At 70.3% G+C, this 19,894-nt stretch carries 19 protein-coding genes; 10 read left to right on the plus strand and 9 right to left on the minus strand.

The features are described 5' to 3' along the window. Nucleotides 1–98 precede the first annotated feature (98 nt). Both AKJ08_RS08685 and AKJ08_RS08690 read right to left on the minus strand, forming a co-directional pair. Nucleotides 99–947 carry an ABC transporter ATP-binding protein gene (locus AKJ08_RS08685; RefSeq protein ID WP_050725704.1) on the minus strand — a complete coding sequence of 283 codons (849 nt, stop codon included), beginning with the start codon at nucleotides 945–947 and terminating at the stop codon, nucleotides 99–101. A gap of 240 nt (nucleotides 948–1,187) precedes the next feature. Further along, a complete protein-coding gene (locus AKJ08_RS08690; RefSeq protein ID WP_050725705.1) occupies nucleotides 1,188–2,012 on the minus strand; it encodes a tetratricopeptide repeat protein in 825 nt (274 codons plus the stop codon). A gap of 305 nt (nucleotides 2,013–2,317) precedes the next feature. Here AKJ08_RS08690 and AKJ08_RS08695 point away from each other — a divergent pair, with 305 nt between their 5' ends. The 3 genes from AKJ08_RS08695 to AKJ08_RS08705 all read left to right on the plus strand — a co-directional run bounded on the left by AKJ08_RS08695 (nucleotide 2,318) and on the right by AKJ08_RS08705 (nucleotide 5,080). After that, nucleotides 2,318–2,593 (plus strand): Flp family type IVb pilin, encoded by a 276-nt coding sequence (locus tag AKJ08_RS08695; protein WP_050725706.1) that lies wholly within the window; start codon nucleotides 2,318–2,320, stop codon nucleotides 2,591–2,593. A gap of 97 nt (nucleotides 2,594–2,690) precedes the next feature. Continuing rightward, nucleotides 2,691–3,665 carry a sensor histidine kinase gene (locus AKJ08_RS08700; RefSeq protein ID WP_050725707.1) on the plus strand — a complete coding sequence of 325 codons (975 nt, stop codon included), beginning with the start codon at nucleotides 2,691–2,693 and terminating at the stop codon, nucleotides 3,663–3,665. Beyond that, nucleotides 3,665–5,080: a sigma-54-dependent transcriptional regulator gene (locus tag AKJ08_RS08705; RefSeq protein WP_050725708.1), complete on the plus strand. Its 1,416-nt coding sequence runs from the start codon at nucleotides 3,665–3,667 to the stop codon at nucleotides 5,078–5,080. Before AKJ08_RS08700 ends, AKJ08_RS08705 begins: the two co-directional genes overlap by 1 nt. Before the next feature lie 19 nt (nucleotides 5,081–5,099). On the opposite strand, the gene AKJ08_RS08710 is transcribed toward AKJ08_RS08705, so the two are convergent. Beyond that, a complete protein-coding gene (locus AKJ08_RS08710; RefSeq protein WP_050725709.1) occupies nucleotides 5,100–5,873 on the minus strand; it encodes a hypothetical protein in 774 nt (257 codons plus the stop codon). A 262-nt stretch (nucleotides 5,874–6,135) separates the two neighbouring features. Between AKJ08_RS08710 and AKJ08_RS08715 the strand changes: the two genes are divergently transcribed. From AKJ08_RS08715 to AKJ08_RS08735, 5 genes are all read left to right on the plus strand, one after another. Further along, nucleotides 6,136–6,864, plus strand: a complete 729-nt coding sequence (locus AKJ08_RS08715) for a Crp/Fnr family transcriptional regulator (protein WP_050725710.1) — start codon at nucleotides 6,136–6,138, stop codon at nucleotides 6,862–6,864. A gap of 155 nt (nucleotides 6,865–7,019) precedes the next feature. Beyond that, the gene (locus tag AKJ08_RS08720) at nucleotides 7,020–8,084 is read left to right on the plus strand and encodes a type III polyketide synthase (RefSeq protein ID WP_050727497.1); all 1,065 of its coding nucleotides are present in this window, start codon (nucleotides 7,020–7,022) and stop codon (nucleotides 8,082–8,084) included. After that, entirely contained in the window at nucleotides 8,078–8,662 is a 585-nt protein-coding gene (locus AKJ08_RS08725; RefSeq protein ID WP_050725711.1) for an isoprenylcysteine carboxyl methyltransferase family protein, read from the plus strand. Before AKJ08_RS08720 ends, AKJ08_RS08725 begins: the two co-directional genes overlap by 7 nt. Then, nucleotides 8,659–8,916: an acyl carrier protein gene (locus tag AKJ08_RS08730; RefSeq protein WP_050725712.1), complete on the plus strand. Its 258-nt coding sequence runs from the start codon at nucleotides 8,659–8,661 to the stop codon at nucleotides 8,914–8,916. The genes AKJ08_RS08725 and AKJ08_RS08730 overlap by 4 nt, the downstream gene beginning before the upstream one ends. Further along, entirely contained in the window at nucleotides 8,913–10,673 is a 1,761-nt protein-coding gene (locus tag AKJ08_RS08735; RefSeq protein WP_240475473.1) for a fatty acyl-AMP ligase, read from the plus strand. The genes AKJ08_RS08730 and AKJ08_RS08735 overlap by 4 nt, the downstream gene beginning before the upstream one ends. A 67-nt stretch (nucleotides 10,674–10,740) precedes the next feature. Here the strand turns inward: AKJ08_RS08735 and AKJ08_RS08740 are convergent, their stop codons facing one another. The 6 genes from AKJ08_RS08740 to rho form a co-directional block, all read right to left on the minus strand. Continuing rightward, nucleotides 10,741–12,579: a caspase family protein gene (locus AKJ08_RS08740; RefSeq protein WP_050725713.1), complete on the minus strand. Its 1,839-nt coding sequence runs from the start codon at nucleotides 12,577–12,579 to the stop codon at nucleotides 10,741–10,743. Further along, nucleotides 12,540–13,205, minus strand: coding sequence for a hypothetical protein (locus AKJ08_RS19230; protein WP_050725714.1), 666 nt, complete (start codon nucleotides 13,203–13,205; stop codon nucleotides 12,540–12,542). Before AKJ08_RS19230 ends, AKJ08_RS08740 begins: the two co-directional genes overlap by 40 nt. Further along, on the minus strand, nucleotides 13,202–13,675 hold the full coding sequence (locus AKJ08_RS08750; RefSeq protein ID WP_050725715.1) for an RNA polymerase sigma factor: 474 nt from the start codon (nucleotides 13,673–13,675) through the stop codon (nucleotides 13,202–13,204). The genes AKJ08_RS19230 and AKJ08_RS08750 overlap by 4 nt, the downstream gene beginning before the upstream one ends. A gap of 125 nt (nucleotides 13,676–13,800) precedes the next feature. Then, nucleotides 13,801–14,847: a DUF1385 domain-containing protein gene (locus AKJ08_RS08755; protein ID WP_050725716.1), complete on the minus strand. Its 1,047-nt coding sequence runs from the start codon at nucleotides 14,845–14,847 to the stop codon at nucleotides 13,801–13,803. A 225-nt stretch (nucleotides 14,848–15,072) separates the two neighbouring features. After that, nucleotides 15,073–15,276: a 50S ribosomal protein L31 gene (gene rpmE / locus AKJ08_RS08760; RefSeq protein ID WP_050725717.1), complete on the minus strand. Its 204-nt coding sequence runs from the start codon at nucleotides 15,274–15,276 to the stop codon at nucleotides 15,073–15,075. A 110-nt stretch (nucleotides 15,277–15,386) separates the two neighbouring features. Next, the gene (gene rho / locus AKJ08_RS08765; protein WP_082342966.1) at nucleotides 15,387–17,099 is read right to left on the minus strand and encodes a transcription termination factor Rho; all 1,713 of its coding nucleotides are present in this window, start codon (nucleotides 17,097–17,099) and stop codon (nucleotides 15,387–15,389) included. A gap of 360 nt (nucleotides 17,100–17,459) precedes the next feature. On the opposite strand from rho, the gene ligA reads away from it, so the two are divergent. After that, a complete protein-coding gene (gene ligA, locus AKJ08_RS08770; protein ID WP_050725718.1) occupies nucleotides 17,460–19,619 on the plus strand; it encodes an NAD-dependent DNA ligase LigA in 2,160 nt (719 codons plus the stop codon). Then, nucleotides 19,616–19,891 (plus strand): acylphosphatase, encoded by a 276-nt coding sequence (locus tag AKJ08_RS08775; protein ID WP_050725719.1) that lies wholly within the window; start codon nucleotides 19,616–19,618, stop codon nucleotides 19,889–19,891. The genes ligA and AKJ08_RS08775 overlap by 4 nt, the downstream gene beginning before the upstream one ends. Nucleotides 19,892–19,894 lie beyond the last annotated feature (3 nt).

A 19,894-nucleotide genomic window follows, 5' to 3' on the forward strand; every position in this document is an offset into this window, starting at 1 on the left:
AGGGGGCGATCCTCCAGGAACTCTAACGAGGTGTCCTGGGTCGGAAAAGCGCCGTGGTTCCGGGGGCCTGTGGAAAACCTCCAGGCCGGCCTGTCCGACTAGTGGAACATCCGGCCGTGGTGGGGCGCCGGCCTCACCTCCGCGCCATCCGGAGGCGCGGGAAGGCTGACCCGGTGGCCCTGCCGGACCCCGTCGAGGGCCTCCAGCCAGTCGCTGAGCCAGTCGCCGACCTTGATGACCCCAAGGTCGCTCGGCGACCTCGGCCGCGGCAGCCGAACGACCACCTCGTCCAGGACCCTGCCGGGATCCGCCGCGAGGAGCAGGACCCGATCGGCGAGGAGCGCCGGCAGGTAGAGGTTGTGCTCCACCCAGATCACCGTCATCCGGGTAGTTTCCCAGAGCCGGGCCATGTCCACGGCGAGGCGCTTCCTCGTGAGGGCGTCGAGGGCCGCGAAGGGCTCGTCGCACAGGAGGACCTCGGGCTCCATCACGAGGGCCCTGGCGATGGCGACCCGCTGGCGCTGGCCGCCCGAGACCTCGTGGGGGTAGCGCTCGGCCATCGAATCGAGGCCCATGCTCGCGAGCGCCTCCTCGGCCCGATCCTTCCTCTCCCCCTTCGAGAGCTCGCCCCGCATGCGGAGGCCGTACTCGACGTTCTTGCCGCAGGTCAGCCAGGGGAAGAGCGCTCCGTCCTGGAAGACGACCGTCCGCTCGGGGCTCGGCCCGTGGACGCGGCTTCCCCCCACGAAGATCCGCCCTTCGTCGGGGGTGTCCAGGCCGGCGATCATGTTGAGGAGGGTGGTCTTTCCGCAGCCGGAGGGTCCGGCGACGCAGAGAAACTCCCCGGGATCTACCGCGAGGTCGACGTCCTTCAGGGCGTGCACCCCTCCCCGTCCTCGCTGATAGAAGATCTTGGTTACACCTTCGACCAGGACCTTGCTGGACACGGCGACCTCGAACGTAAGCAGCCGTGAAAGTTTCGACCTCGCCGACGGATCCCGCAAGGCAACGAGCCGGCAGGCCGGCCCATGTCCGCGTGCCTGGGGAGATCCCGCAAGGTCCGTCCCGTCCGAGGAGGCCCCTTCTTCCGTCTTTCGAAGAGTTGGCGGGCGTACGCCGATCCGCCGGATGCCCCGTCGAACGGGCTGCCCGGCGGAAGGTGATTCGCTATGCCTGCGGGCGGGCCGTCAGCTCCCGTGGATCAGGGCCTCGAAGCCCTCGGCGGACTTGAGGCTGTCGAACATCGGGTCGGTCTGCAGCCAGCCCCGCACCTTGACGGGATCCAGGCGGATCGCCGACTGGAGATGCTCGATAGCCTCCTCCCGTCGGTTCCAGAGCGCGAAGAGGGCAGCCGTGTTGTACTGGAGGAGGATGTCGTCGGGCGACAGCTCCCGGGCCCGGGCGTAGGCCTTCTCCGCCTCGGCGTAGAAGCCCTTCTGGGCGTAGCTGATGCCGAGGTCCAGGTGGGCTTCGAAGTGGTCGGGATCCAGCCGGATCACCTCCCGAAGCTGCTGGATGGCCTCGCGGAACTCGCCCTCGTCCATGAGCAGCGCGGCGAGCTCGTGGCGCGGGAAGGGATCCTGCGGGCTCAGCTCGATCGCCCGATTGAACGCCTTGATCGCCTCCTCGTCCTGCCCCAGATCGGCGTAGGTGAGGCCGAGGTTCACGTGGGCGTCGGGGTACTCGGGGTCGAGGTCGATCGCCTCGCGGTACTCGTCGAGCGCCATCTCGGCGCCGTGGGTGGCGAGGAAGCAGGCCAGGTTGTAGTGGGCCGTGGGCGCGTCCGGCTCGAGGCGGATCGCGGCCAGGTACTCCTCGAGCGCCTCGCGGAAGAGCTTCTTCTCGGTCAGGACCGTCGCAAGGTTGTCGTGCGCATGGGCCGAGTCCGGATCGAGCTCGATGGCTCTCCGGAACTCCCGCATGGCCTCGTCGAGCATCCCGTGATCCGCGAGCTCGATCCCCTTGGCGTTGTGCTCGTCCGAGAGGGCGATGTGGTCCTTGTCACGCTTCAACGCAGGCGCCTTTCGTCCCTTCGCCAACCGCAATAAAAACAAAGGTTATCAACAACTTGACGCACTCTAACTGCCGGAGTCCAGCCGGTCAAGGCGAACGAGCGCCCGCCGATCGGGCGTCTCTCGGCACACGGAGCGATCTCGGATCCGCCGCCCTTCGGCCGGGTCCGCGGCACCGGGGAGGTGGGTCCGGCACGCCCAATGGACGACCTTCGGCGCGCTTTCCCTCCTCCGGATGACCGATGGCGGCTCGTGGTCCAGGGAGCGACTCTGGGTCCATCACCCACCGCCCAGGAGGGCATGCCATGAAGACCAGCGGTCGCAAGCAGCTTCGCAGGTGGTTCCGGGATCAGAGGGGCCAGGGGATGACCGAGTACATCGTGATCGTCGCGCTGATCGCCGTGGCCGCCATCGGCGTCGTCACCGCCTTCGGCGACAACGTCCGCGCCCTCTTCGCCACCTCGACCGACGCCCTCGCCGGGAAGGAGTCCTCGAGCAGCGGAGCCAAGAAGGCGAGCTCGGGCGTTCGGGACAGCCGCAACCTCCAGGACTTCGCCGAGCACGCCAAGAAGAGCAAGTGAAAGGGGCCTCGTTCCCGCACCGGCAGCCCTGCCCCTCGTCGTCGAAGTCGACCCGGGGGGCGGGGCTGCTCTACCATATGCTCAAAGGGCTTCTGCCATGCGTAAGAGCAACGCCAGGATCCGGATCGCTCCGCGGCTCACCGATGCCGCCCTCGCCGCGGCGCGCCCGCTCGCCGGCGTCTCCCATGCCGCCACGCTGGCCTGGGATCGGAGACTGGTGATCCGCAGCGCCGCCGGCGCGTCGCTCCTGGTCCTGGGATCCCCTCCCGCGGAGCTGAAGAAGCGGCCCCTCTCCGAGCTCTTCGAGAAGACGCAAGGTCTCGCGGACGCCCTCAGCTTCGGGACGAGCCGTCAGATGGAGCTGCGAACCGGCCAGCGGGTCCGGGTGGAGGCCGGTCCGTGCCCGGGGGGCGCGGTCGCCGTGATCCGCCGCTCCACCACCGACGAGCTCGAGCTCGGCCACCTCGCCTCGGCCCTCGGCCACGAGCTCCGCAACGGCTTCGCGTCGGTGCGCCTCGCCATCCAATCACTCGCGCGCCACGAGGAGGTGGCGAGCGAGCGCGGACGCCGCCGGCTTCTTTTGGCCGAGCGCGAGCTGCGCCGGATCGACTGCGTGCTGCGCGGGCTCCAGGAGATGGGCAGCCACGCCCCGCTCCGCCCCCTCGAGGCGGTCCCGGAGAAGCTGATCGCCGACGCCCTCGGGAACCTCGGCCCCTTCGACAACGATCGGATCCAGATGGCCATCCCCGAAGAGGAGGGCCCGCCGGCGCAGCTCGACGCCCCGCGGGTCGGTCTCGCGATCGAGGAGATGCTCCGGCACGGCGTCCGGAGCGTGGCGAACGGCGGCGCGCTCACGGTTTCGGTGGAGCGCGCCCCCGGAGAGCTCTCCGTGATCCTCCGCGGGACCGGCCTGCCGGGCTCCGACCTGGGACACCCGGATACCCGGCCCGACCTCGGCATCGCCGTGATCCAGGGCGTGGCCCGGGCCCACGGCGGCCACCTCAAGATCGAGGCCGGCGACCTCGATTGCCAGCTCACCCTCGTGCTGCCCCAGCGTCCGGTCCTGCCCTGATGGAGACGATCCTCGTCGTCGACGACAACACCTCCCTGGCCGAGATGCTCGCGCTGCAGCTCGAGGTCGCCGAGGGCGATCGGCCCGCGTTCACCGTCGAGACCGCCGGCTCGGTCGCCGAGGCGCGGACCAAGCTCGCTCGGATCGAGCCCGTCCTGGTCCTCTGCGACATGCGCCTCCCCGACGGCGACGGCGTCGCGCTCCTGCCCGAGATCCGCGCCCTCTCTGGCGAGGCGCCCGTGGTGATCATGACCGCCCACGGCGACATGGAGACCACGATCCGGGCGATGAAGGCCGGCGCCTTCGACTACTTGCAGAAGCCCTTCGACCAGGACGAGGTCGAGATGGTGGCGCTGCGGGCCCTCGACCTCCGGCGGCACTCCCGCCGGGCCGCCATGCTCGCGGTGGACACGTCGGCGCCGCACCTCGTCAACGACATCGTCTCCGACAGCCCGCAGATGAAGAGCATCGTGAAGCAGATCGGAAAGATCGCTTCCTCGCAGGCATCGGTGCTGATCCAGGGCGAGAGTGGCACGGGCAAGGAGCTGATCGCCCGGGTGATCCACACCTATTCGTCGGACGAGCCCAAGCCCTTCGTCGGCATCAATTGCTCGGCCATCGTGGACACCCTGCTGGAGAGCGAGCTCTTCGGCCACGAGAAGGGCTCGTTCACCGGCGCCACCCAGACCAAGTACGGCAAGTTCGAGCTCGCCGAGGATGGGACCATCTTCCTGGACGAGATCGGCGAGATGTCGCTGCCGCTCCAGGCCAAGCTCCTGCGCGTGCTCCAGGAGCGCGAGTTCGAGCGGGTGGGCGGCGTGGCGCGGCTCCCCCTCCGCGCCCGGATCGTCGCGGCGACCAACCGCGACATCGAGAAGGAGGCAAAGGAGGGACGGTTCCGCGACGACCTCTACCAGCGGCTCAAGGTGGTGACCATCGAGCTGCCGCCGCTCCGCGAGAGGGCCTCGGACATTCCCAAGCTCACCCAGGGGCTCCTCGCCCGGATCGGGCGGAGCCTGGGCAAGCGGATCACCAAGGTGCCCGCGGAGCTGATCAGCCACCTCCAGTCGCTTCCCTGGCACGGCAACGTTCGCGAGCTGGAGAACGCGCTCACCCGGGCCGTGGTGCTGGCGCCGGGAGGGGTCCTGCTCCCCGAGTACTTTCCCGCACCCGCGGCGCATGCCATGCCGGCGGCCCGCCCGGCGGATTCGCAGCGCCGGAGCCTCCTCCTCTCCCTCGCAGAGGCCGAACGGGAGGCGATCCTACGGGCGATCGAGGCTTCGGGAGGCCACAAGGGCCGGGTGTGCGACATCCTCGGCATCAGCCGCCCAACCCTGGAGCGCAAGCTCGAGAAGCACGCCATCCCCTTCCGCCGGTCCGAGCTCGAGCCCGCCCTTCCGCCTCATAGCGTTTGAAGCGAGCGCTGCACCGTCGTCAGAGCTGGATCGTGCAGCCCCCCATGACCGTGATCTCGGTGCTGTTGAAATCGAGCTTGGCCATGGAGTAGCCGTCCAGGAAGAAACCGTCGAGAACCTCGACGGAGACGAGGGGGAGCGGCCGGGTCGCGATCGTCATCACGGAGCCGAGCGCGAGCCTCGCGCCGGTCGACCTCCAGAAATAGGGCGTCTCGGAAACGTCCCAATCGTCGACGAGGCCGACGCCGGCGGTCAGCGTCAGGCGCTCACCGACACGCACGATCCAACCTCCGTGTGCCGACCAGGTCCAATTCACGAGGTTTTCCGAGCCCAGGACGCTAGAGGCCCGGGCCCCGAGGAGGAGGCTGCTCGAGGGAGAGAAGTAGAACCGGGCCGCGGTACCGAATTCGAAGGGAAAGAAGGCCCCTCGAGCGTTCGTGGCGAAGCCATCCGACTCGAGGTCCGTGACGAGCTCCACGTCGCCGGGCTCGCCGAACCGATACGCGAGTCCAAGCTGCGTGAGCTGGAGCCTTTCGGTCAGGCCGAGACGAATGTCCAATCGCAGGGTGAGATCCGATTGGGTGGCAGAGAGGCTCCTTTTGCCCGAGATCTCCGAGCCCGCCGCGGCCTGAATCGCCCAGACCCCCATTGGCATCGTGGAGGCGGGCAGCCGTGCCGCTCCTCCCGACGCTGCCGCAGGGAGCTCGCCTTCCGCAACGGGTTCGCCCACGGGCGCGGCGAGCGCGTTCGACGCGAGGGAGAGAATCAGAACCGTGAAGCCGAGATGTCGCATCGCGGACGAATAGCACGATCGCCCTCGTTCACCGCGGGTGAGAAAGGCCCAATCGATTGAACGATTCGTTCAATCGACACGGCTTCGTTCAATCCGATGGAGCGCAATTCCGCCTGTGAAACACCGTCTGCCGTGAAACAGGAGGAAAGTCCTCTACTTCGTAAACACCGGCTCGTCCGTTCGACTTGGCACGAAGTCTGAAAGACCCGCGGTTCCCAACTACCTGAAACCGATAGGCCCGAAAAGCCGCGGAGGAACCGTCATGCAGAAGATCAGCCGGACCGCTTCGCCCATCGTAGCGCCCCCTCCTGCCGCTCCGACGAACCGCGCAGTCGGCCTCACCGCGCAGACGCCCGAGACCGTCGACTACCGCGGCTACTTCAAGAGCGAGACCTACCCGAACAACTCCGTGATCTATCGGCCCGGCGATCCGGCAGACAAGGTCTACCTCCTGCGCAGCGGCAGGGTCCGGCTGATCCGGATCGGCAAGGGGTCGACGCGGTCGGTGCTGGCCATCCTGCGGCCCGGTGATCTCTTCGGCGAGATGCTCCGTCCGGAAGGGACCCAGGTCGAGGAGCTCTCGGTGGCGTCCGGCGAGGCGGAGGTCTGGAGCATCGACGGCCGGTCGTTCCAGCAGCTCATCGAGGGCCGCCCCCACCTCGCGGTGGACGTGATCCGCGCGCTGAACGAGCGGATGCGGGCGATGAAGCGCCGGGTGACGGGCCTGACCTTCAAGGAGGTCCCGGCCCGCCTCGCCGAGACGCTCTTGACGCTGGCGGAGACCCACGGCGACCGCTGCCCCCACGGTGGCGAGCACGACCTCAAGGGGATCACACAGCAGGACCTCGCCGACCTCGTGGGCGCCTCCCGCTCGTTCGTCTCGACGCTGATCAACGAGATGAAGCGGGACGGCCACCTGGGCAACGTCGGCCGGACTCTCTGCATCAAGGACATGAAGTCCCTGCGCAAGCTCGCGAGCCGAGAGAAGTAGCCGAGGCCGCATCCTCGAATGCTCCGGCGGAGGCCCTCGTGGCCTCCGTCGGCGTTCTGGGTATCGCGCAAGGAGGAAGCGACCCGAGAAGGGCGGTCCCCGGGGCGGCGGAAGTGCCCAGGTTGCTCGTCCTGGCCTCTTTCCGTCCCCGACCCATGAACCTCGCAGCCGTCGCCGATCCGGCGCTGCTCTCGGCAGCCAGCGCGCTCCCTCCCCACTACGTCGGGCAGGAGGAGCTCCTCGCTGCCCTGCGCGCCCGCTGGTCGGGGCACCACTTCAACCTCGACCGCCTCGACCAGCTCCACCGGGCCGTGGGTGTGGAGGGCCGGCACCTGGCGCTTCCGCTCGCGGACTACGAGGGCCTCGACTCCTTCGCCAAGGCCAACCGGGCGTGGGTCGAGGTCGCGTCCGCCCTCGGGGAGAAGGCGGCCCGCCTGGCCCTCGACCGCGCGGGTCTCGGCCCCGGCGACGTGGACCGGATCTTCTTCGTCTCCACCACCGGCATCGCCACGCCGAGCGTCGACGCGCTCCTGACGAACCGCCTGGGCCTCCGGGACGACGTGAAGCGCACGCCGATCTTCGGCCTGGGCTGCGCGGCGGGCGTGGCAGGAGTGGCCCGAGCGGCGGACGTCCTCCGCGCGTTTCCCGGGGAGGTGGCGCTGCTGGTCTCGGTGGAGCTCTGCTCCCTCACGCTCCAGCGTGACGACTTCTCCATCGCCAACGCCATCGCCACCGGGCTCTTCGGGGACGGGGCCGCGGCGGCGGTGATCGCCGGCGCCGACCGCGGGAGCGGACCGCGGATCGAGAGGACACGATCCGTGTTCTATCCGAACACAGAGGACGTGATGGGCTGGAACGTGGTCGAGGGCGGCCTGCGCATCGTGCTCTCTGCGCAGATCCCGTCCCTGGTCCGCGAGCGGATCGGAGGCGACGTGGACGCGTTCCTGCGGTCCAGCGGCGTCTCTCGCACGGACGTCCGGCAGTGGATCTGCCACCCAGGCGGTCCGAAGGTCCTCGAGGCCCTCGCCGAGACCCTGGGCCTGACTCGCGACGCCCTCGCGCGGACCTGGCGGACCCTGGAGAAGGTGGGGAACCTCTCGTCGGCCTCGGTGCTCTTCGTCCTCGAGCAGACCCTGGAGGGGGCCGCTTCCGGCGACACCGGGCTCATGCTGGCCATGGGCCCGGGCTTCTCCACCGAGCTGGTGCTCCTCCGATGGTGAAGCTCTACCTCTTGCTCCTCGCCCTCCTGGTGGCCGAGCGGATCTTCGAGATCCGACTATCGCGGCGAAACGCCAGGCAGGCCCGGGAGCGGGGCGCCGTCGAGGCGGGCGCCGCTCACTATCCGGCCGTGGTGGCGCTGCACACCCTCTTCCTCGTCTCCTGCCTCGTCGAGCCGGTCATGCTCCTGAGGCGTCCGTGGCCGGTGGCCAGCGTCATCGCTCTCGGGATCGTCGTGGCCGCCCAGGCCCTCCGCTACTGGGCGGTTTTCACGCTGGGTGAGAGATGGAACGTCCGGATCCTCGTGATCCCCGGAGCCCAGCCCGTCACATCCGGCCCCTACCGCTTCGTTCGCCACCCGAACTACGTGGCGGTGGCCCTCGAGATCGCGTTCTTCCCGCTGATCACCGGCGCTTGGATCACGGCCGTTCTCTTCAGCCTCGCCAACTTCGCGCTCCTCCGGGTGCGGATCCGGGAGGAAGAGGCCGCGCTGGGCGACGAGTGGGCCAGCTCGTTCGCGGACAAGCCCCGCTTCCTCCCGACGGAGCTTCCGATCTCCGACACCGAGGATCCTCCATGAGCCCGGCGGAAGAGGAGGTGCTCGCCGAGGTGCGGCGGATCGCGGCGGCGGAGCTCGGATGGAAGACGCCGATCGATCCCCGCCACGAGCTGGTGGCGGACCTGCGCCTCGACTCCATCGGGATGCTCACCGTCGTCCAGCTCCTCGAGGATCGGTTCCGGATCGCTCTCGCGGAGGGCGACGAGGCGGAGATCCGCACGGTCGAGGAGCTGGTCCGGCTGGTCGCCAGGCGGCGGGCGGAGGCGGATCGATGAAGCGACGCACGTCCGCCGCGCCGAGCGGCGCGATCCCCCGGCTCGAGCCCGAGGCCCCTTCGATGACGTCCTGCACCACCCTGGTCGACGCCCTCGCCCTCGCCTCGCGCAGCGACGCCGGCCTCACCTTCCTCGACGCGACGGAGCAGCCGACGCCGCTCTCCTTCCGCTCCCTCCGCGCCACGGCGAGTCGGATCGCGGGCGCGCTCTCGAGGCTGGGCGTGAACGTCGGCGATCGGGTCGCCCTGGTGCTGCCCACGGCGCCCTCGTTCCCGGAGGCGTTCTTCGGCGTGCTCCTCGCCGGGGCGGTGCCGGTGCCGCTCTACCCGCCCCTGCGCCTCGGCCGCCTCGCGGAGTACCACGAGCGCACCGGGCGCATGCTCGAGGTCTGCGGCGCACGCCTGGTGCTCACCGACGCGAGGATCCGCAGGCTCCTGGGGCAGGCCGTGGGCCGCGCCCGCCCGGTCCTCGGATGCCGAACCATCGACGAGCTCCTGAGCAGCGGCGCCGACGAAGCCGAGCGCCGCCCCGAGGCCGGCGACCTCGCGCTCGTCCAGTTCTCCTCGGGGACCACCGACCGCCCGAAGCCCGTGGCGCTCACCCACGCGAACGTGCTCGCCAACCTCCGCGCCATCGCCGACGCGATCCGCGACGGTCTCGGCCCCAGGCCGGCGGGGGTCTCGTGGCTGCCGCTCTACCACGACATGGGGCTCATCGGCTGCCTGCTCCAGGCCGTGCACTTCCCCGGCGATCTCACGCTGATCCCGCCGGAGGTCTTCCTGGCGAGGCCGGCGATCTGGCTCCGCGCGATGTCCCGCACGGGCGCCGGAATCTCGGCGGCCCCGGACTTCGCCTACGGCCTCTGCGCGAAGCGAATCCGCGACGAGGAGCTGGAGGGCGTCGACCTCTCGCGGTGGCGGATGGCGCTGAACGGCGCGGAGCCGATCGCACCCAGCGTCCTTCGTGCATTCACGGAGCGCTTCTCGCGCTTCGGCTTCGATCCCAAGGCCCTCACCCCGGTGTACGGGCTCTCGGAGGCGACCCTCGCGGTCACCTTCTCCCGAATGGACCGTCCATTCACGACGCGTGAGATCGACGGACGCCAGGTGGTCTCCGTGGGATCCCCGCTGTCCGGCGTGGAGCTGGAGATCCGTGGGCAGAAAGGCGAGCGCCTCGCGGAGGGAGCCGTGGGGCGCATCCTCGTCCGTGGCCCGTCGGTCGCCGAGGGCCACGTCCGCGACGCGGGCGCCGAGGACGGATGGCTGGACACGGGCGACCTCGGCTGCCTAGCGTCGGGGGAGCTCTTCGTCTGCGGCCGCGCCAAGGAGGTGATCATCGTCCGCGGGGCGAACCACAGCCCGCACACGATCGAGGCCAGCCTTGGCGGGATCGAGGGCCTGCGCGCCGGCTGCGCCGTGGCGGTCGGCTTCGCGCCGGAGAGGGACGGCGGCGAGGAGCTGGCCATCGTCGCGGAGCTGGCGAAGGACACGATTCCGAGCCCCGATCTCGAGCGCCGGATCCGGGACGCGGTCTTCGGCGCGACGGGGTTGGTCCCGCACACCATCCGCCTCGTCCCCCCTGGCACCCTGCCGCGCACTTCGAGCGGCAAGCTTCGGCGGCAGGAGACCCGGCGCCAACTCGAAGCCGGTGAGCTCGGTCCGCCTGCCAAGGTCGGTCCCCTCCTCCTCGCCACCGAGCTCCTCCGCTCGTCCCTCGCCTTCCGCCTCGCCCGATCTCGGCCGCCGAAGCGCCGGTAGCCCTACGGGCCTTCCCTGCCCGAGCGTCCAGGGGTCGATGCCCGGGTAGATCTTCGGAGGCTCCTCATCAGAACTTCCAGGTGAGACCTCCCTGGAACGCCTCGTGTACGGAGCCGTCGAGGCCGAGGCGGACGGAGGCGTAGCCGTCGACGAAGACGTCGTCGAGGAGCTCGACGGAGGCGAGCGGGAGGGGGCTGGCGCCCAGGTTCAGGCTGGAGCCGAGCTCGACCTGCGGCCTGTCGGACGAGTCGATCGAGCGGGCGAAGAGCGGGGTCGCCGGATCCAGGCGATCGATCAGGCCTGCGCCTGCGGCGAGTGAGACGCGCTCGCTGAGGCGAAGGATCCAGCCGCCTCGGACTGCCCACTGCCACCGGCGGAAGGCGGACGACGCTGCTCGCGGATCCACCGCGACGGTCCCGGCCTCCAGGCCCAGCATCAGGCTGCTCCGGTTCCCGAGGTAGAGGCGAGCCTGGCTGCCCAGCATGGGGAGCCAGTAGAGCCCGTCGCTCGTGTACGCCGGGCCGAGGCGGGTGTGGAGGATCGCCTCGAAGGCGCCGGGCCGGCCCAGGCGCCACGAGACGGCGACGGGGAGAGGCGCCAACTCGACTCGGTCGGTGAGACCGACGCGGAGCCCGACGAAGCCGCCGAGCTCGGCGTCTGCGTTCCCGGTGTAGCGGGCGCTCGAGAGCGTCCGGCCCATAGCGAGCTGCAGCGCCCATTGGCCGGGCGAGAGCGTCGAAGGCGGAGGCTCGGCGGCGCCCTTCGACGCCAGGGGCTCCCTTCCGACGGCGTGGAGCTGGTCTTCCCGGAGCTCCAGGCGGGCGCCGGCCTTCAGATCGAGCTCCCGCGCGAAGGTGCCGGCCTCGGTCCGCCGGCGCACGAGGTACCGGCCCGCCGGAAGGGCGGCGACGACCCGCCTCCTGCCCGGCGGCAGCTCGAGGACCTGGAGCCCGGTGTCGAGGCGGATGAGCTGGAGCGGGCCCTCCTCCTGCAGGAGGGCGACCTGGTTCGGGCTGCCCTCGATCCGCGCGAGGGTGAGGTCGCGGCGGCCGCGCAGGTTGACCTCGAAGCTCGGGCGCTGCGGCTGGCCCGTGGCGAGGGCGCTGTCGCGCACGGTGAGGAGCTGGGCGTAGTCGAAGGCCTCGTGGAGGGTGACCTCGCCCCGCCCGTTCCGGTCGGCGGCGCCGCGGAGGGCGGCGACCAGGTGGTGGGTGAAGAAGGATCCACCGAGGGCCTCCGACTCGTGGGCGTCGTCGAGGCCGGAGCTCGCCGCGAGGAGCACGGAGCCTTCGCTCCCGAGGACCAGCGGCGCCTCCACCTCGAAGTCGGGGGCGGGGCGGAGCCCCTTGGCGCCCGTCCACGCGCCGCCGTTGCACGCGTCGACGATGCCGACCCGCACGGCGGCCCGTGGGTCGGAGAGGCGCCGCTTCAGCTCGGCCAGCGGCAGCGGCCTGCCGCCGGAATAGAGCGCGGCGCCGTCGGCGTGGCCGGAGAAGTAGAAGAGGAGGAGCGTCTCCCCGCTCGTGGCTCCGAGGGCGGCGAGGCGACGATCGAGGGCCCGCAGGATCTCTTCGGGGCGGGCGTCGAGGAAGGTCTCGACGTCGGACGGGGAGAAGCCGGCGACCTCGACGAGCGTCCGCGCGAGGCTCTGCGCGTCGTCGTGGGCGTAGCGGAGCGCGCGGCGGCCATCGACGGCGGCGTTCGCCCCGACGATCACGGCCATCCGGGTGGCGGCGAGAGCGGGCGACGCGAGGGCCAGGAGCGCGAGACCGAGGATCGCAGATGGCAGGAGGGCGAGAGCGCGACCGCCTCCGCGGGCCGGGAGAGGTCCCCCTGCCCCTGGCGGCCCGATCCCGCTGTCGCCGATCATCTCCCGGCCTTCGGGATCGCGAGCTCGGTGCGCCACGCGGCTCGGTCGAGGCCGACCGGGCCCCGGTCCAGCGCGATGGCGAGGCGCTCCGCGCCTGGCGCCGGATCGAGCTCCCAGGTCCCCGGGACGAAGAAGGGACCCGAGCCGGGAACCTCGCCCTCGAAGAGCGGGGTCCAGGATCCCGACGCCGGATCCCACATGGCGAGGAGGGCGTGGGTGTAGGACTCCGGCGTGATGCGCACGCGAAGCCGGTCGCCGGGCTGCAGCGCGGTGGCGCCGTCCCAGAGGCGCACCCGCTCTCCCCTCTTGACGTAGATCGCCACGGAGGGCGCGCCCTTGGCCGCGATCCATCCGGGCGTCTCGTCCGCGGGCGGCTCCGCGACCCGCGCGTGCCCGAACCAGCCCAAGGCGACGCCAGCGGCGAGGGCCGGCCCGGCGATCCCGGCCCAGAGCCTCGGGCGGCGGGTCGCCGGGAGCACGGTGACCATGTTCTGGCGGCGCAGCCGATCCCGGAGGTCCGGGAGGTGCGGGAGCTCTCCCGGATCCACCCGAGCCAGGTGGGCCGAGCAGCTCGTGCAGGCGCCCACGTGCCGCCGCACCTCGGGCAGATCTTCACCCAGCGCGAGTCGGTCGAGCACCAGGAAGGATGGATGTCCGCTCATACCCCGACCTCCTCCGCCCGGCGGCGGTCGAAGCGCTCGAGGAGCCTGCGGACGGTTCGCTCCGAGGCCCCGAGGATCCCGGCGATCTCGAGCTGACCCAGCCGATCGAAGCGTTGGAGGATCGCCGCCTCGAGCTCACGGGGCGGCGTGGTCCTGGCGAGCCGCTCCAGCTCCCAGCGCGCCTCCAGGACTCCGTCGGGGCCTGGGCTTTCGACTTCGAGAGGAAGCGACGTGTTCGCGATCCGCTTGCGCTGCCGGAGCCTGTCGACTGCGAGGCGTGTGCTGGTCCGATACGCCCACGCCGTGACCGTGCGGGGATCGCTCCCCGCGAGCCCGTTCTGCCAGAGGCGGATGAAGGTCTCCTGGGCCACGTCCTGTGCCTCGTCGGGATCGGCGAGCATGCGGGCACACTTCTCCCGAATCATCGGAAAGCACCTCCGATAGGCCTCGTCGAGGGTCTCGCGATCCACGTCGCTCCCGGTAATTGCGGCGTCTCGAAGCTAGGGACGAACAGCGCAGGGGAATCCGGACACGGTACACGGATTCGACACAAACGTGGTCCGACGCAAGGTCCGGGAGAGGGGTACCCCTTCCGCTACGGGATCGCGAGGGCGCCGTCGAAGTCCTGGTAGAGCGTCACGCCCCGCTCGTTCAGCCGCCCTTCCTCGTAGGCGATGCACCGCCTCATGGCGATCAGGGCGATCTCGAGCTGGTCGCGGGTGGGCTCCTTGGTGGTGATCCGCTGCAGCCAGAGGCCGGGCCCCGTGAGGGCGCGGAGGATCGGATTGCGCGGACGCTTCGCAGACAGCCGCTGGATCTCGTAGGAGAGGCCGGCCACCGGGATCATCAGGGGCAGCTTCACGCCGAGGAGCAGGAGCGTGTTCGCGAGGTCGCTCGTGGCGAGGCGGGGGAGCATCGGGAAGACGGTGGCGAAGAGCACGATCGACACGCCCACCACCAGCAGGAGGAAGCTCGTGCCGCAGCGGGGGTGGAGGGTGGTCTGGGCCTCGGCGTCGTCGACCGAGAGCTTCGTGCCCTTCTCGTACGCCCAGATCGCCTTGTGCTCGGCGCCGTGGAACTGGAAGACCCGCCGGATGTCGGGCAGCCGGGAGATCAGCCCCAGGTACACGAGGAAGATCACCAGGCGCAGCGCGCCGTCGAGGGCGTGGAAGGCGAACTGGGTGGTGTCGAGGGGATGCCCGACGAGCTGGCCGATGCCCCAGGTGAGGAGGTGGGGCACCCCCACGAAGAGGCCGAGGCCGAAGGCGAGCGAGAGCGCGAGGGTCGCGCCGATGGCGGCCTGCGAGGGCTTCTCGCCCTGCTTGCCCCCCTCCTCCGGCGGCGCAGCGTGCTCGGCGGAGAAGTTCAGCGCCGCGAAGCCGTTCCAGAGGCTCTCGATCAGGACGACCGCGCCGCGGAGCAGCGGGAGCCGGAAGAGCCGATAGCGGGTGAAGAGGTTGTCCCACGGCTCGGCCCGCACGGCGATGCCGCCGTCCGGCTTGCGCACGGCGACGACGAAGCTGCCGGGCGAGCGCATCATCACGCCCTCGAGCACCGCCTGGCCCCCGATGTAGGGCTTTGCGGCGTCGGCGAGAAGCAGCGGCAGGATCCTCCGCCAGCGGGACGGCTTTCGATCGTTCACGTCATCCTCCGCCCTGGGCCCCGAAGGCGCCCTCGCACGCGATACGCGGCTCTTGGGAGCACAGCCCTCCCAGGTTGCTACCACAGGCTCAACAAGATGCACGGTCCAATCGATCAGACAGCCGGATCGGACCTCCGGTTTGGACCCTGGAAACACCGCTGCCCGTGGAAGCCGCTCGAAGAACGGACGCCACGGGCAGCGAAGCTACGCAGAAAGGCGCTGAAACTAGGCCTTCTTGGCGTACTTGTTCCGGAACCGCTCGACCCGGCCCTGGGTGTCGATCAGCTTCTGCGTGCCGGTGTAGAACGGGTGGCACGCCGAGCAGACTTCGACCTGGAAGCTGCCGCGGGTGGAGTGGGTCTGGTAGACCGCCCCGCAGGCACAGGTGATGGTCGAGTCCGGGTACTTCGGGTGGATGCCTTCCTTCATGGTGTCGCTCCGATTTGCCAGCTCTTACACCAGCGCCCCATTGCGCCGGTGGTCCGGTGGCTCGCCGGCGGTTCATGCCAGACCGGCGGAACTTCGTCAAACGTCGAGATTCAACGAATCATGGACTCGAGGAATTCCACGTTCGAGGCGGTGCCCCGCAGCTTCGAGAGGAGGAACTCCATCGAGTCGATAGTGGACAGCGGGTGCAGGAGCTGCCGAAGGACCCAGACCCGGTTCAGGGTCATCTGATCCATGAGCAGCTCCTCCTTGCGCGTGCCGGACTTGTTGATGTCCAGCGTGGGGAAGATCCGCTTCTCCATCAGCTTGCGGTCGAGGACGATCTCGGAGTTGCCGGTGCCCTTGAACTCCTCGAAGATCACCTCGTCCATGCGCGAGCCGGTGTCGACGAGGGCCGTGCCGATGATGGTGAGCGAGCCGCCCTCCTCGATGTTTCGCGCGGCGCCGAAGAAGCGCTTGGGCTTGTGCAGCGCGTTGGAGTCGACGCCGCCCGAGAGGATCTTCCCGGACGCCGGGACCACCGCGTTGTAGGCCCGCGCGAGGCGCGTGATCGAGTCGAGGAGGATCACCACGTCCTTGCCCGTCTCGGTGAGGCGCTTGGCCTTCTCGATCACCATCTCGGCGACCGCGACGTGGCGGGTGGCGGGCTCGTCGAAGGTCGAGGAGATCACCTCGCCCTGCACGCTCCGCTCCATGTCGGTGACCTCCTCGGGCCGCTCGTCGATGAGCAGCACGATCAGGTGCACCTCCGGATGGTTGGTGGTGATGGCGTGCGCCATGTTCTGCAGGAGCACGGTCTTGCCGGCCCTCGGCGGCGCGACGATGAGGCAGCGCTGGCCCTTCCCGATCGGCACGAGGAGGTCGATGATCCGCGTGGTCATCTCCACCGACTCGTGCTCGAGGGTGAGCTTCCGGTTGGGATAGAGGGGCGTGAGGTTGTCGAAGAGGACCTTCGCCGCGTTCTCCTCCGGCGGGCCGAAGTTCACGGCCTCGACCTTCAGGAGCGCGAAGTAGCGCTCGCCCTCCTTGGGCTGGCGCACCTGCCCGCTGATCGAGTCGCCGGTCCGGAGGCCGAAGCGGCGGATCTGCGAGGGCGAGACGTAGATGTCGTCGGGGCCCGGCAGGTAGGAGAAGTCGGGAGAGCGCAGGAAGCCGAAGCCATCGGGGAGCACCTCGAGTGTTCCCTCCCCGTACACCCTCCCCCGCTTCACCGCCTGGGCCTGGAGGATCTCGAAGATGAGATCCTGCTTGCGCATGCCGCCGGGACCCTCGACGCCGAGGTCCTGCGCCATGTGCGCGAGCTGCGCCGTCTTGAGGCGCTTGAGCTCGGAGAGGTTGATCACGATCTCTTCGGCGCCGGGCTCGAGCTCGGCCGCCGCGAGGCTCTCCTGATCCTCCTCGATGTCGAAGACCGGCGCCTTCGGCCCGGGGGCTCCCCGCTCACCCCGCTCTCCCCGTCCGCGCCTGCCGCGCTCTTTGCCTCCGAGCGCCCGCCGGGGTGCCGACGGCGACGGGATCTCGGCCCGGGGCGCCCCGCCGCCGGCGTGCCGCCTCTCCTCGTGACGAGCCTCGGCCGCGGCCTCCGCCGGCGCTGCGGCGGGAGCCTGGGGCTCGGCCTCGGGAGCGCGCGCCTCGGCGGGCTCCGCCGCTTCGACGGGCCCGGCCCTGGGCTTGCCGCGGCGTGCGCGGGGGGCAGGCTCGGCCGCGGGCTCGGGGCGCGTCTCGGCGGAGACCGGCTCGGTCTTCTCGGCGGTCGCCTTGCGGCTGCGCGCGCGGGTGGGGCTTTCGGAGGAGCGCTCGGTCACGGCTTGTCGTCTCGTGGCATGAAGTCGTCGCGAGTTCGGGAGCTGCCGACCGGAGTCGATCTCGGCGAGCGTACGAATGGTCTCGGCGAACGTGAGGAAGGACCCCGCGGAACCCAGCGGGGGAGTTTGGTAGGGATGGCGGTGAGTGCCGACCGGAAGCTATAGCTCGCGAATCGGCCGTGTCAATAGGTGGCCGATTGAATCGGAGGGCCCCCGATTGCTTCGCGATCGAGGCAGCGTTTCCGTGCGACGCGCCCCGCTCCCGTCCGTTTCACTCGGGGCGAAAGCGTACGGAAGCCGTCTCGTAGGCCTTCGATCTCTCGTGTAGACGAAGTCGAGCTGGGGTAGCTTGCGCCCGGGATGGCTACCTCCTCTCCGCAGGAATCCGAACGGATCGACGCGCTCCGCGCCGAGATTCGCGAGCACGATCACCGCTATTACGTACTCGACGCGCCGATCGTCTCGGACGCCGAGTACGATTCGCTCTTCCGCGAGCTCCAGGCGCTCGAAGCGGCCCACCCCGAGCTCGTCACCCCGGACTCCCCGACCCAGCGGGTGGGAGGCGCGCCGGCGGAGGGCTTCGAGAAGATCACCCACCGGGTGCCGATGCTCTCCCTCGCGAACGCCTTCGAGGAGGAGGAGCTCGACGACTTCGACCTCCGGCTTCGGCGCCTGCTCCAGCAGCTCCATCGCGACGCCGATCCCGCCGATGTGGATCCGAAGGTGCGCCCCTTCGTGGCGCCGGAAGAGACGCCCCCCTTCCCCTTCTTCTGCGAGCCGAAGTTCGACGGCCTCGCGGTGGAGCTGGTCTACGAGGACGGCGTCTTCGTCCGGGGCGCCACCCGCGGCGACGGCGAGGTCGGCGAGGACATCACCGCCAACTTGCGCACGATCCGCTCGGTCCCGCTCTCCCTCGAGAAGAAGGTCCCCGGCAGGCTGGAGGTCCGGGGCGAGGCGGTGATGCTCCGCGCCGACTTCGAGGCGCTGAACCGCCGCCAGGAGGAGGCCCGCGACGCGGAGCTCCGGAGGCGGGAGGAGGATCCCGAGGCCCGCCATCGGGCGCTCCCGAGGCTCTTCGCGAACCCGCGCAACGCCGCGGCGGGCGCGCTCCGCCAGCTCGATCCGAAGATCACCGCGAGCCGCCCCCTCACCTTCTACGCCTACGAGGTCGCCGAGGAGACGGGCGGCTTCGAGCGGCACAGCAGCCGCCTCGAGTGGCTCGAGGAGCTGGGCTTCCGCCTCTCGGGCGAGGCCACGCGGGCGAGCGGGATCGACGAGGCGAAGGCGTACTGCGAGCGGCTGCTCTCCAGGCGCCACGAGCTGCCCTACCAGATCGACGGCGTGGTCGTGAAAGTCGACGATGACGTCCTCCGCCAGGAGCTCGGCGCCGTCGCCAGGAGCCCCCGCTGGGCGGTGGCCTTCAAGTTCGCTCCCGAGGAGGCCACCACCCGCGTGGAGAAGATCGACGTGCAGGTCGGCAGGACCGGTGTGCTCACCCCGGTCGCCTTCCTCGAGCCCGTGCACGTCGGCGGCGTGATGGTCTCGCGGGCCACGCTGCACAACGAGGACGAGCTCCGCCGGAAGGACGTGCGCGAGGGCGATCGCGTGGTGGTCCGGCGCGCGGGCGACGTGATCCCCGAGGTGGTCTCGGTGGTCGCCGAGGTGCGCACGGGCGAGGAGAGGGAATTCGTGTTCCCCAAGCTCTGCCCCTCCTGCGGGAGCGAGGTCTTCCGCGAGGAGGAGAAGGCGGCGTGGCGCTGCATCAACGCCACGTGCCCGGCGCAGCTCGAAGGCCGGATCATCCACTTCGCGAGCCGGCGCGCCATGGACATCGAGGGCCTGGGCGAGGAGATCGCCGGCCAGCTCGTGTCCAAGGGGCTCGTGAAGGACTTCGGCGACCTCTACGACCTCTCCGCCGAGCAGTGGGCCGCCCTCGATCGCGTCGTGGGCGACAAGATCTACCAGCTCGGCGCCCTCGTCGGCGGCAAGCTCACAGACGCGGTGGAGAAGAGCAAGCACTGCCGGTTGCGGAGCTTCTACAACGCCCTCGGGATCCACCTGGTGAGCGAGGAGATGAGCAAGAGGCTGGCGCAGCGCTTCACCGACGTGCGCGGCCTCTTCGATGCCGACGCGTTCGCGGTCGAGGCGGTCGAGGGGTTCGGGCCGGAGCGCGCGAAGGCGGTGGTCGCGTTCTTCCACAACCCGAAGAACCAGCGGGTGATCGAGCACCTCCTCGCCGTGGGCGTCGAGCCGGAGCCGGAGGCGAAGGCGGCCGGGGGCATCTTCGCCGGCAAGACCGTGGTCCTCACCGGGACCCTCACCCGCTTCAGCCGGGACGAAGCGAAGGACCGGATCGAGAGCCAGGGCGGGAAGGCCGCGGGCTCGGTGTCGAAGAAGACCGACTTCGTGGTCGCCGGCGCCGAGGCGGGCAGCAAGCTGAAGAAGGCGCAGGAGCTCGGGATCCCGGTCCTCGACGAGGAGCGGTTCCTCGAGATGTTGGGCGTGGGAGGCGAGGCGTGAACGAGCGGGTCGAGCTCCGGATCGTGGGGAAGGTGCAGGGCGTCTGGTATCGGGCCAGCGCGGCGAAGGCGGCGCAGGAGCGCGGCCTCGTCGGCTGGGTGCGGAACATGCCCGACGGATCCGTGGAGGCGATCGCGGAGGGCCCGAGGCCGGCCCTCGAGTCGTTCATCGACTGGTGCCGGAAGGGGCCTCCCGCCGCGCGGGTGGACGAGGTGCGCGAGAGCTGGTCGGAGGCCGGAGGCGAGCTCACGGCCTTCGACGTGCGGCGCTGACCG

Source organism: Vulgatibacter incomptus, from assembly GCF_001263175.1.
GTDB lineage: Bacteria > Myxococcota > Myxococcia > Myxococcales > Vulgatibacteraceae > Vulgatibacter > Vulgatibacter incomptus.